General features: G+C 66.6%; 11 protein-coding genes and 1 tRNA gene. 8 read left to right on the top strand and 4 right to left on the bottom strand.

All coding sequences use genetic code 11. The annotated features are described in order from the left end of the window. Window positions 1-81: 81 nt before the first annotated feature. Window positions 82-1,527: a pyruvate kinase gene (gene pyk, locus JWP54_RS06485; RefSeq protein WP_297369062.1), complete on the top strand. Its 1,446-nt coding sequence runs from the start codon at window positions 82-84 to the stop codon at window positions 1,525-1,527. A gap of 278 nt (window positions 1,528-1,805) precedes the next feature. Here pyk and JWP54_RS06480 read toward each other — a convergent pair. Beyond that, window positions 1,806-1,891, bottom strand: a tRNA-Leu gene (locus JWP54_RS06480). A 38-nt stretch (window positions 1,892-1,929) separates the two neighbouring features. Here JWP54_RS06480 and JWP54_RS06475 point away from each other — a divergent pair. Next, entirely contained in the window at window positions 1,930-2,535 is a 606-nt protein-coding gene (locus tag JWP54_RS06475) for a response regulator (protein ID WP_110127353.1), read from the top strand. Between the two features lie 94 nt (window positions 2,536-2,629). Here JWP54_RS06475 and JWP54_RS06470 read toward each other — a convergent pair whose 3' ends face one another. Further along, the gene (locus JWP54_RS06470) at window positions 2,630-3,070 is read right to left on the bottom strand and encodes a hotdog fold thioesterase (RefSeq protein WP_297369054.1); all 441 of its coding nucleotides are present in this window, start codon (window positions 3,068-3,070) and stop codon (window positions 2,630-2,632) included. A 56-nt stretch (window positions 3,071-3,126) separates the two neighbouring features. Here JWP54_RS06470 and polA point away from each other — a divergent pair, with 56 nt between their 5' ends. Beyond that, window positions 3,127-5,820 carry a DNA polymerase I gene (gene polA / locus JWP54_RS06465; RefSeq protein WP_297369051.1) on the top strand — a complete coding sequence of 898 codons (2,694 nt, stop codon included), beginning with the start codon at window positions 3,127-3,129 and terminating at the stop codon, window positions 5,818-5,820. Window positions 5,821-5,847: 27 nt separating this feature from the next. On the opposite strand, the gene JWP54_RS06460 is transcribed toward polA, so the two are convergent. Both JWP54_RS06460 and JWP54_RS06455 read right to left on the bottom strand, forming a co-directional pair. Beyond that, window positions 5,848-6,063: a hypothetical protein gene (locus JWP54_RS06460; protein WP_297369047.1), complete on the bottom strand. Its 216-nt coding sequence runs from the start codon at window positions 6,061-6,063 to the stop codon at window positions 5,848-5,850. Next, window positions 6,024-6,647, bottom strand: coding sequence for a hypothetical protein (locus tag JWP54_RS06455; protein WP_297369043.1), 624 nt, complete (start codon window positions 6,645-6,647; stop codon window positions 6,024-6,026). Before JWP54_RS06455 ends, JWP54_RS06460 begins: the two co-directional genes overlap by 40 nt. Before the next feature lie 184 nt (window positions 6,648-6,831). Between JWP54_RS06455 and JWP54_RS06450 the strand changes: the two genes are divergently transcribed. The 5 genes from JWP54_RS06450 to rpsA form a co-directional block, all read left to right on the top strand. Next, a complete protein-coding gene (locus tag JWP54_RS06450; protein ID WP_297369040.1) occupies window positions 6,832-7,155 on the top strand; it encodes a hypothetical protein in 324 nt (107 codons plus the stop codon). Window positions 7,156-7,254: 99 nt separating this feature from the next. Then, window positions 7,255-7,926, top strand: coding sequence for a response regulator transcription factor (locus tag JWP54_RS06445; protein ID WP_297369036.1), 672 nt, complete (start codon window positions 7,255-7,257; stop codon window positions 7,924-7,926). A 1-nt stretch (window position 7,927) separates the two neighbouring features. Continuing rightward, complete coding sequence (locus JWP54_RS06440; RefSeq protein WP_297369033.1) at window positions 7,928-9,268, top strand: cell wall metabolism sensor histidine kinase WalK; 1,341 nt, start codon at window positions 7,928-7,930, stop codon at window positions 9,266-9,268. Between the two features lie 9 nt (window positions 9,269-9,277). Further along, the gene (locus JWP54_RS06435; protein WP_297369030.1) at window positions 9,278-10,957 is read left to right on the top strand and encodes a DUF885 domain-containing protein; all 1,680 of its coding nucleotides are present in this window, start codon (window positions 9,278-9,280) and stop codon (window positions 10,955-10,957) included. Between the two features lie 247 nt (window positions 10,958-11,204). Beyond that, the coding region (gene rpsA, locus JWP54_RS06430) for a 30S ribosomal protein S1 (RefSeq protein ID WP_297369027.1) at window positions 11,205-12,265 on the top strand (1,061 nt) is incomplete at its 3' end.

Below are 12,265 nucleotides of genomic sequence, written 5' to 3'. Positions count from 1 at the left end.
CTGGATTCCGCTGCCCATTCTCTCCACCCAACCGAACGCACCAATGCGCCACACCGGCGCGGAAACCGGAGATCCACCAGAATGAGACGCGCGAAAATCGTCGCCACCCTCGGGCCGGCAGCATCCAGCTACGAGCAGATCCGGGCCATCATCGACGCCGGCGTTGACGTCTGCCGGATGAACCTGAGCCACGGTGACTACACCGTGCACGAGAGTGTCTACGCCAACATCCGCAAGGCGGCGAATGACTCGGGCCGCGCCGTCGCGGTCATGGTCGACCTGCAGGGCCCGAAGATCCGCCTCGGCAAGTTCGAGGGCGGTCCGTACGACCTCGCCGTCGGCGACATCTTCAAGATCACCACCGAGGACATCCTCGGCACCAAGGAGCTCTCCGGCACGACCTACAAGGGCCTGCCCAACGACGTCAAGCCCGGCGACTTCCTCCTCATCGACGACGGCAAGGTGAAGGTCGAGGTCGTCGAAACCGACGGCACCGTCGTGACCACCAAGGTCATCGTCGCCGGCCCGGTGTCGAACAACAAGGGCATCAACCTGCCCGGTGTTGCGGTCAACGTGCCCGCCCTCAGCGAAAAGGATGAGGCAGACCTGCGTTGGGGCCTCCGCCTCGGCACCGACCTCATTGCGCTGTCCTTCGTGCGCAACGCGGCCGACATCGACCGGGTGCACGAGATCATGGCCGAAGAGGGCCGCAAGGTTCCCGTCATCGCCAAGATCGAGAAGCCGCAGGCCGTTGAGGCCCTCGAGGGCATCGTCGATGCCTTCGACGCGATCATGGTCGCCCGTGGTGACCTCGGCGTCGAGCTCCCGCTCGAAGCCGTGCCGATCGTGCAGAAGCAGGCCGTCGAACTGGCCCGTCGCATGGCCAAGCCCGTCATCGTGGCAACGCAGATGCTCGAATCGATGATCCACAGCCCCGTTCCGACGCGCGCGGAGACGTCCGACGTCGCCAACGCCGTCCTCGACGGTGCCGACGCGGTCATGCTCAGCGGCGAGACCAGCGTCGGCGAGTACCCGGTGGTCACCGTCCAGACGATGGCCCGCATCGTGAAGTCCACCGAAGAGCACGGCCTGGAGCGGATCGCTCCGCTCACGAACAAGCCGCGCACCCAGGGCGGCGCCATCACGCTGGCCGCCATCGAGGTCGCCGAGTTCGTCGAGGCGAAGTACCTCTGCATCTTCACCGAATCCGGCGACTCCGCTCGCCGGATGGCGCGCCTGCGCTCCTCGATCCCGATGCTGGCGTTCACGCCCGAGCCCGGCATCCGCCGTCGCCTCGCGCTGACCTGGGGCGTGCAGACGTACCTGGTCGACCGCGTGACCCACACCGACTCCATGTTCGGTCAGGTCGACGACATCCTGCTCGGCCAGGGCCTGGCCGAAATTGGCGACAAGGTCGTTGTGATCTCCGGTTCCCCTCCCGGAATCGCCGGTTCCACGAACGACATCCGGGTTCACCGCATCGGTGACGCCCACAACGGTGTCGCACCGGCCTACGCCCAGGCGTAAGCACGACAGCTCCACATCCACATCGGCCCCGCAGGGAAATCTGCGGGGCCGTTGTCGTGTGCGACCTGACCGCGCCGACGAGCCGTGCAAAGCCGTTGGGCGCTGGTGCGCGCCGATGCCTACCCCTCGACCCGCCCGGGCGGGTCCGTGCGCTGAGAGCGGCGTGTGCGGCTGCTGGATGCCCGCTCACGGCGTCCGGGGGAGTGCCAACCCGGCATCGAAGCGAAAACACCGCACGCCCGCCGCCGGGATTTCCCGGCGACGGGCGTGCGATGACGTGGTACCGGTGGTGGGACTCGAACCCACACGTCCTCTCGAACAAAGCATTTTGAGTGCTCCGCGTCTGCCATTCCGCCACACCGGCTCACAACACCTGCACCAGAATACCGTAGGCTTTTGGCTGTGACCGACCAAGAGACAACTCCAGCACCCCCCCGCCGCGTCGTCGTAGCGGAGGATGAATCCCTCATCAGGCTCGACATCGTCGAGATTCTCCGAGACAACGGATTCGAGGTGGTTGGCGAAGCCGGCGACGGCGAGACCGCCGTGGCCCTCGCCACGGAGCTCCGCCCCGACCTGGTGATCATGGACGTCAAGATGCCCCACCTCGACGGTATCTCCGCGGCGGAGCGCATCACCAAGGCGCACATCGCCCCGGTCGTGCTTCTCACCGCATTCAGCCAGAAGGAACTCGTCGAACGCGCCAGCGAGGCCGGCGCCCTGGCCTATGTGGTCAAGCCCTTCACCCCGAACGACCTGCTGCCAGCGATCGAGATCGCTCTCTCGCGCTACAGCCAGATCATCACGCTCGAGGCTGAGGTTGCCGACCTCGTCGAGCGTTTCGAGACCCGCAAGCTCGTGGACCGGGCCAAGGGCCTGCTCAACGAGAAGATGGGCCTGACCGAACCCGAGGCATTCCGTTGGATCCAGAAGGCGTCCATGGACCGCCGCCTGACCATGCACGATGTCGCGCAGGCGATCATCGAGCAGCTCTCCGCGAAGAAGTAGTCCGCCAGCGCCCGGTCCGGCCGGGGCCGAGCCCCTCTCGTCACGAAAAAAGCGGGTCCGAAAGGGGCCCGCTTTTTCGTCGTCCGGGAGCCCGTCAGGCAGTGTCCGGCCGGTCCAGGATCAGGTTGGTGATGCGGATCGTCGAGCAGCGGCGACCCCGGTCGTCGGTGACGACGATCTCATGGGTGGTCAGCGTGCGACCCAGGTGGATCGGCGTGCACACCGCGGTGACGTACCCGGAGGTGGCCGAGCCGGTGTGGCTGGCGTTGATCTCAATGCCGACGGCGAGCTTGCCGGGGCCGGCGTGCAGGTTCGCCGACATCGACCCGAGCGACTCGCCCATGACCACGTAGGCACCGCCGTGCAAAAGCATCGCGGGTTGCGTGTTGCCCTCGACGGGCATCCGCGCCACAGCGCGTTCGAGGCTGAATTCGGTGAACTCGATGCCCATCTTGTCGGCAAGGTCACCGGCGCCGCGTGCCCGGGTCCAGGCCAGGAAATCGGTGTCGGGCTCGGCCCTGTCGGAGTCGGTCATTGTCACCCTCATGCGCTCGGCTCAGCCCATCCGAATGCGGCTTGTAGGCTGGGACTGTGTCGGAATCCAAGAAGCCTACCCTGATGATCATCGATGGCCACTCGCTGGCGTACCGGGCCTTCCACGCCCTGCCCGTCGACAGTTTCCAAACCCACGACGGGCAACACACCAACGCCATCCATGGGTTCCTGTCGATGCTGCTGAGCCTGCTCCGCACCGAGAATCCGAGCCATATCGCGGTGGCGTTCGACATCTCCCGGTACTCCTTCCGCACCCGCGACTACCCGGAGTACAAGGGCACCAGGGCGGTCACTCCGTCGGAGTTTAAGGGGCAGGTTCCCCTGCTGCAGGAGGCCCTGGCGGCCCTGAACATCACCACCCTCACCAAGGACGACTACGAGGCCGACGATATCCTCGCCACCCTCTCGGTGCGCGGCACGGCCGAGGGTTACGACGTATTCGTAGTGTCCGGCGACCGGGACACCATCCAGCTGGTCAACGACACCGTCACACTGCTCTACCCCGCCAGCCAGGGTGTGTCGGCCCTGACCCGATACGACCCCGCCAAGGTGCGCGAGAAATACGGCATCGCCCCCGAGCAGTACCCGGACATCGCCGCACTGGTCGGTGAAACCAGCGACAACCTGATCGGCATCAGCAAGGTCGGCGAGAAAACCGCCGTGAAGTGGCTGGACCGGTTCGGCAGCCTCGATGCGATCCTCGAGCACGCCGATGAGATCACCGGCGTGGTGGGCGCCAATCTGCGCGAGCAGAAGGAGAACGCCATTCGTAACCGCCGACTCAACCGGCTGGTCACCGACCTGGACTTGCCCGTCGAACTGGCCGACCTCGAGCGCGGGCCGATTCACGAGGACGCGGTGCGCGAGGTTTTCGGCCGACTGGAGTTCCGTACCCTGCTCGACCGGGTGATCAAGCTCGAGAACGGCAACGGCAACGGCAACGGGACCGGCACGGTCACCGGCGCCGCAATTCCTGCGGCCCTGGTCGTTCCGGAGGCCGCGAAGGCACCGGTGCAGCGGGAACTGCTCGATGAGGAACTCGCCACCTGGCTGGAACGGGTGACCACGGCCGGCACGGCCATCTCCGTCACCGTCGAGGTGCTGAACGGCCTGCCCATCGGTTTCGGGCTGGCCACCACCACCGAGACCGCGACGGTCGCCTGGCAGCCGGACCGTGCCGACTACCAGCCTCTCGAAGAGTGGCTCGCCGGCCCAGCCCCCAAGGTCATGCACGACGCCAAGCCGCAGGTGAAGGCCCTGACCCGCGCCGGCCTGACCCTGGACGGGCTCGCCATCGACACTCTCGTGGCCGGCTGGCTGCTGCGCCCGGGCGGGCCGGACCGGACCCTGGCCGATCTCGTCAAGCGTTACCTGGACGAGACCCTCCCCGTCGCCGACCCCAACCAGCTGGTGCCGGACGAGAGCCTCGCCGGCGGCGTCGCGGTTGACTCCTGGTACACCGTGCGCCTCGCCGCGACGCTGACGGGGCTCCTTGACGCCGGTTCGCTCAGCGTGCTGTCCGACCTCGAGATGCCCACCCTGATGACCCTGGCCGGCATGGAACTGGCCGGCGTGGCCGTGTCACACGACGAGCTCTCGGCACTGTCGACCGAACTCGCCGGGACCTCCGCCGCGCTGGCCGCCGGCGCGTACGCCCAGATCGGCCGGGAGGTGAACCTCGGCTCACCCAAGCAGCTGCAGGAGGTGCTCTTCGACCAGCTCGGCATGCCGCGCACCCGCGCCAACAAGACCGGGTTCACCACGGATGCCGGCGCCCTCGCCGACCTGCAGGCCAGCAACCCGCACCCGTTCCTCGACCTGCTGCTCAAGCACCGGGACGCCACGAAGCTGCGCCAGATCGTGGAAACCCTCGACAAGGCCATCGACGACACGGGCCGCATCCACACCACCTACGTGCAGATCGGCACGGCGACCGGTCGGATCTCTTCCAACGATCCCAACCTGCAGAACATCCCGGTGCGGACCGAGGAGGGCCGACGCATCCGCGCCGCCTTCCACGCCGGCACCGGCAGCGAAAGCCTGCTCACCGCCGACTACTCGCAAATCGAAATGCGCATCATGGCGCACCTGTCCGAGGACGCCGGCCTGATCGAGGCGTTCAATGCGGGAGAGGACCTGCACCGGTTCGTGGGCGCCCGAGTGTTCGGTGTCGCCCCGGAGGACGTCACCGGGGAGATGCGCAACAAGGTCAAGGCCATGTCGTACGGCCTGGCCTACGGGCTCAGCGCCTTCGGCTTGTCCAAGCAGCTGCGCATCGAGTCCCGCGAGGCCAAGCAGCTCATCACCGACTACTTCGCCCGGTTCGGCGCCGTGCGGGACTACCTGCGCCGGGTCGTGGAGCAGGCCAAGGTGGACGGCTACACCACCACCATCTTCGGCCGCCGCCGGCCGTTCCCCGAACTGAACAGCCCCAACCGGGTGCTGCGCGACAACGCCGAGCGCGCCGCGCTGAACGCCCCGATCCAGGGCTCGGCGGCCGACCTCATGAAGATCGCCATGAACAACATCGCCGCCGACCTGCGCGAGCAGGACCTGGCCAGCCGCATGATGCTCCAGGTGCACGACGAACTGATCTTCGAGGTCGCCCCCGGTGAATGGGATGCGCTGCAGGCAGTGGTGACCTCTCGCATGGAGACGGCTGCTGAGCTCCTGGTGCCGCTGGACGTGCAGGTGGGCAAGGGCGCCAACTGGGACGCCGCGGCGCACTAGCCGGTACTCGCCGGGGGCAGGCGAAGGTCAATGCGGGCTCCCGAGCGGGCCGGTCCCCGTGCCGTCCGGCACCTGGGCGACCGTCACCAGCGCTTCTCGGGCGCTGCCGCCCGAGATTCCAAGGGTAAGCACCGGCCCCACCCCTCGGGCGTAGAACTTGAACTCGACAACGTCCGGTTCGATGGTGATCGTGTCCTTCGTCATCATGACGTCGTCGAAGTGCCCGTAGGGAACATCCACCATCTCGGTGAGACTGATGATTTCACCGTTGTCCTCCGCCTCGCCGCGGTAGTACTCCTGGCGATACGCCTGTCCGGGCTGCGGGTCGGCCGGAGGGCGATCCCGGGCAGCGCCCCGTCGACCCCGGCTTCGAACGACCCCCCGGTCGAGATGATGGTGCCGTTGTCGAATTCGGCCGTGTCTTCACCCAGGTACCAGATCGCGCCGGCCGAGTCCTGGGCGTACCAGTCGAGGGTGTCTTCGACGATCTCGTCGCCGGACCGTACGGTGTCGCGCACGACCCGGGCAGTGACGCCGTTTGCGATCCGCTTCGTCTCCGTCGTGACGATGACGGTCACGTTCAGGTCACGCCCCGTGCCGTCGTCTTCTCGGTAGGTCCAACGGGTTCCCGGTGTCATCGGCCAGTACGGATTGTCGATGGTCGTCGAGAAGTCGGCCGGGTCAAGGTCGACCTGCTCGGTGCCGGTCGGAAGGTCAGCCGCAGCCGGGTCACCCGCAGAGCGCTGTTGCACGGTGCAGGACGCGACCGACACCACCACGATTCCGGCTATCGCGAGCGCGCACAGCGACCGATGAGACTTGTTCATGACTGCTTCCTCTCCGCGGCCGCCAGGGCGGGCCGGTCCCGGTGATGGGGATGCATCCAGCGTGAACGTCGGCGGCTGACGCCAGGCTGAATCGCGTGCGGCCGTTCAGTGTGGGTTCAGCACCGTCGGCCTACCGTCAAACCAGAAAACGACGCACCTGGCGCCGTGGGAAACGGAGGACACCATGAACCGCACATCGCGACTCACAGTCACGGGCGGTGCCATAATCGGCGCCGTCATCCTGGTCGGAGGAAGCATCGCTGCGAACGCGGACGGCCAGGGCGAGGACGCGCCAGAGACCGCCATCACCGGGTCCGCGTTCGACCGGGCGAGCGCCGCGGCGCTCGCCCACGCCGGCGAAGGCAGGGTGACCGGCACGGAGATCGGCGATGAGGAAAGTTACTACGAGGTCGAGGTCACGCTCGACGACGGCACCGAGGTCGACGTGCAACTCGATAAAGGCTTTGCCGTCGTCGACGCCGCCCCGGACAACCCCACCGACGACTAGCATCCGCCCACCACCGGACGACCCGGACGACCCGTCGCTCGCCGGCTGGTCGTCTGGGCGGTACCCGGTCGTAGTGTGGAGTCCACGAAAGGGACTCGGATGAAGCTGCTCCTGGTTGACGACGACGTGAAGATCGCCGCAGCGGTGACCCGCGGCCTGACCGCGGAGGGGTTCACCGTGGACGTCGAAATCAACGGCGTTGACGGACTCTGGCGGGCGACCGAGGGATCCTACGACGTCATCGTGCTTGACATCATGCTGCCGGGGCGCAACGGCTTCCTCATTTGCGCCGATCTTCGAGCGGCCGGCAACTGGACGCCGATCCTCATGCTCACCGCCAAGGACGGGGACCTCGACCAGGCTGAGGCTCTGGACACCGGCGCCGACGACTACCTCGTCAAGCCGTTCTCGTTTCCGGTGCTCGTCGCCCGTTTGCACGCCCTCATCCGCCGCAGCGGTTCCCGGCAGCCGGCACCCGTCAGCGTCGCCGACCTCAGAATAGAACCGCTAGCCCGCCGCGTATGGGTCGGAGAGCGGCCCGTTGTCGTCACGGCCCGTGAATTCGATGTGTTGTTTTTCCTCATCCACCGCGCAGGCCAGGTGCTTTCGAAACACCAGATCCTGGACGGCGTGTGGAGCGACGACTTCGAGGGTGACCCCAACATCGTCGAGGTGTACATCGGTCGGCTGCGCCGAAAGCTTGAGAGCCAGTCAAGCCGCGCGACCATTGAGACGTTGCGCGGTGCCGGATACCGGCTAGGGGCCGTCTGACATGGTTTGGGGCGTCCGGGGCCGCATCACGACGGTTGCTGCCGTTGTGGTCCTGCTTGTCCTGACGCTCACGGGAATCGCCCTTGCCGCCTCACAGCGCCTCGTCCTCATCGAGAATATCGACGAGGTGCTCGGGCGCCAGAGCGCGGCGATTGAGAACGAATACGACAGCGGCCAGCTGCCCGCCGTCATTCCCGGGTCAGGCGACGAGGAGGCCTTCGTGCTGGTGGTGGACGGCAGCGGTCGGGTGGTCGCATCGACGGACTACGCCTTTCCTGGCCGCGGACTGAAGCCCCCATCGGACGACGACATCCTCGTCCACAGCCTGCCGGGCACGGACGGAGTGGAGTACCGGGTGCACTCCGTCAGGCACGGGGACGCCGCAATCCATACCGGCACGCCGCTGGACGACGTGAACGAAAGTGTGCAGGCACTTGCTGGGGGGCTCCTCATCGCCGTCCCTTCCGCCGCCGTACTGCTCGCCGTTGTGGTGTGGACGCTCGTCGGTCGGGTACTTGGGCCGGTCGAGCGGATTCGCAGCGAGGTGGCGGACATCACGGCCAGCAAGCTGGACCGACGGGTCCCCGAGCCCGCCTCGCACGACGAGATCGCCCGTCTGGCCCGTACGATGAACGAGATGCTCGGCCGGCTCGAGGCGACCGCTGTTCGTCAGGAACGCTTTGTGGCCGATGCCTCGCACGAACTGCGCAGTCCCCTCGCTCGCATCCGGTCTGAAATCGAAGTGGACCTCGCCCATCCCGAGTCCGCCGACGTCCTTGCAACTCAGCGGAGCGTCCTCGCAGAGACCACGAACCTGCAGCACCTGGTTGACGACCTTCTGAGCCTGGCCCGCATGGACAGCGCCGGCGGGGCGCTCACGACTCCGACGGGCCCGGTCGACCTTGATGACATAGTGCTGGCAGAGGCCGCACGGGTACGAAACGCCGGCGATGGTCGGGTCGATGTGTCGGGATTATCCGGCGCCCAGGTGCACGGGTCTGCCGCGGAGTTGGGCAGGGTGGTCGCCAACCTCCTCGACAACGCGGTCACGCACGGCCGTGGGCTGGTGACGGTCACGCTGGAGGAACTCGACGGCGACGCGGTCCTGGCCGTCGCAGATGACGGCCCGGGAATCCCCCAGGCGCTCCGGGAACGGGTCTTCGAGCGATTTGTGCGCATCGACGAGGCCCGCTCGAGCGAAGGTGGAGGCAGCGGGCTTGGTCTGGCCATCGCCAGACAGATCGTCGTGGCCCACGGCGGGAGCATCGTCGTGGACCCCGATTTCGCCTCAGGCTCGCGCCTCGTGGTCCGTCTGCCGCTGTCGTCCCGACCGGTGTCCTAGGCTCTGGGAATGACAACCCACGAGCAACAGCGGACGCCAAGCCCCGTCGACCAGATCGCCGAGCAGTGGGTGGACACCCTCGTCGACCTCGACCCGACCGTCGGCACGTACATCGGTCGGTCGAAGGACGGGTCCGGGTTCGCCGACTACTCGCCGGACGGGCACGCCCGCTACGTCCGGGCGGCCACGGAGACCATCCGCGCGCTGGACGCCACGCCCGTCGTCGACTCGATCGACGACGTCACCCGCACCGACCTCCGCAGCACTCTCGCCCTCGACCTGGAGAGCTCCGCCGCAGGCCTGCAGTTGCGCGACCTCAATGTGATCGCGTCGCCGTCGCAGGAGATCCGCGAGGTCTTCGACCTGATGCCCACCGGCACCGTCGACGACTGGCAGAACATCGCCGCCCGGCTGAAGGCCGTTCCGGCCGCCATCGACGGTTACATCCAGTCGTTGCGGCTGGGCATCGAGCAGGGCGTCACTCCCGCCCGCCGCCAGGTGGCCGAGGTGCTCGGGCAGGCTCGCCGGAACGCCGCCAACGACGGGTTCTTCAACCACTTCGTCGCCGAAGCCGGGCTGGAGAGCGGTTCACTGCCGGCCTCCCTGGCCACCGACCTGGGTGCGGGCGCCAGCTCCGCCGCCACCGCCTACGAGCGGCTCGCGGCGTTCCTCGCCGACGACCTCGCCCCGCGTGCCACCGAGCAGGACGCCATCGGCCGGGACCTGTACGCACTCAGCTCACGCCGGTTCCTCGGCGCCACCATCGACCTCGACGAAACGTACGAGTGGGGCATCCAGGAACTCGCCCGCATGGTCCAGGAACAGGAGAGCGCCGCCCGGCAGATCAAGCCCGGTGCCAGCGTGCTGGAGGCCATCGAGTTCCTCGACACCGACCCGGCCAGGAAGTTGCACGGCACCGACGCGTTGCAGCACTGGATGCAGGAGACCAGCGACCGGGCCGTCGCCGAGCTGGGGGAGACCCAGTTCGACATCCCCGAGGAGATCCGCCGGCTGGAGTGCATGATCGCGCCCACCCAGGAGGGCGGGATCTACTACACCGGCCCCACCGATGACTTCTCCCGGCCGGGCCGCATGTGGTGGTCCGTGCCGGTCGGCGTGACCGAGTTCGACACCTGGCGGGAACTGACCACCGTCTACCACGAGGGAATCCCCGGCCACCACCTGCAGATCGGCCAGGCCGTGTACAACCGGGCGAAGCTGAACACCTGGCGCCGCCAGCTCGCCGGTACCTCTGGGCACGCCGAGGGTTGGGCACTGTACGCCGAACGACTCATGGAGCAGCTCGGCTACCTCGACGACCCGGCGGACCGGCTCGGCATGCTCGACGGGCAGCGGATGCGTGCCGCCCGGGTGGTCCTGGACATCGGCGTGCACCTGGGCAAGAAGGTGCCGGGCGGTTCAGAGACCTGGACGGCCGATTACGCGTTCGACTACCTCGGCCGGAACGTGAACATGAACGAGGGGTTCGTCAAGTTCGAGGTCAACCGGTACCTCGGCTGGCCGGGCCAGGCGCCGTCCTACAAGGTGGGCCAGCGCATCTGGGAGCAGCTGCGCGACGAGGCGAGGGCCCGAGCGGGCGACGCCTTCAACATCAAGGAGTTCCACCGCCGCGCCCTCGACCTCGGCGGCGTCGGCCTGGACACCCTCCGCACCGCCCTCACCCCCTAACCCATCCCGCGAAAGCGGCCCAGTGGCTGCTTCGGCGATGCCGAAGCAGCCACCTCACCGCTCTCGCGCAGAGCACCGGAAAATCATCCGGGAGCGGGGGAGTGCGGGTTGCCCGTGGCGCCCGGAAACAGCTAAGCTTTACTGTCACGCTTGTGACGAATTAGCCGCTGCCAGTCGCGGAAACTGAACTTTTATCGTACGACCATCCCTTCTGGCCTGAATATGTCCATCCTGGAGCAACTACTACATGACAATCGCAACGACCGAACGGGCACCCAAGCAGGTCGCCATCAACGACATCGGATCTGCTGAAGACTTCCTTGCCGCGGTCGAGAAGACCCTGAAATTCTTCAACGACGGAGACCTCATCGAGGGCACCGTGGTGAAGATCGACCGCGACGAGGTCCTCCTCGACGTCGGTTACAAGACCGAGGGTGTCATCCCCTCGCGTGAGCTTTCCCTCAAGCACGACGTTGACCCGACTGAAGTAGTTCAGGTCGGAGATTCCGTCGAAGCTCTCGTCCTCCAAAAGGAAGACAAAGAAGGCCGCCTGATTCTGTCCAAGAAGCGTGCTCAGTACGAGCGTGCGTGGGGCGACGTTGAGAAGATCAAGGACGAAGACGGTGTCGTTACCGGTACCGTCATCGAGGTCGTCAAGGGTGGACTTATCGTGGACATCGGTCTGCGCGGCTTCCTTCCCGCTTCGCTCATTGAGCTTCGCCGTGTTCGCGACCTGACGCCGTACCTCGGCCAGGAAATCGAAGCGAAGATCCTCGAGCTCGACACGAACCGCAACAACGTTGTGCTTTCGCGTCGCGCCCTTCTTGAGCAGACGCAGTCGGAGAGCCGCACCACGTTCCTCAACAACCTGGCCAAAGGCCAGGTTCGCAAGGGTGTCGTGTCATCGATCGTCAACTTCGGCGCCTTCGTCGACCTGGGCGGAGTTGACGGACTCGTTCACGTTTCCGAACTCAGCTGGAAGCACATCGAGCACGCCTCGGAGGTTGTTGAGGTTGGCCAAGAGGTCACCGTCGAGATCCTTGAGGTCGACCTTGAGCGCGAGCGTGTCTCCCTGTCGCTTAAGGCGACGCAGGAAGACCCGTGGCAGGTATTCGCCCGCACGCACGCAATCGGCCAGGTCGCACCGGGTAAGGTCACCAAGCTTGTTCCCTTCGGCGCGTTCGTTCGCGTTGCAGAGGGCATCGAGGGCCTCGTGCACATCTCCGAGCTTTCGGGCAAGCACGTCGAGCTGGCAGAACAGGTTGTTTCGGTCGGCGACGAGGTCTTCGTCAAGGTCATCGACATCGA

This window comes from Cryobacterium sp. (assembly GCF_025463825.1).
Lineage (GTDB): Bacteria > Actinomycetota > Actinomycetes > Actinomycetales > Microbacteriaceae > Cryobacterium.
Note: the sequence above shows the minus strand (reverse complement) of the source record. Positions and strands in the feature narration are given on the sequence as shown.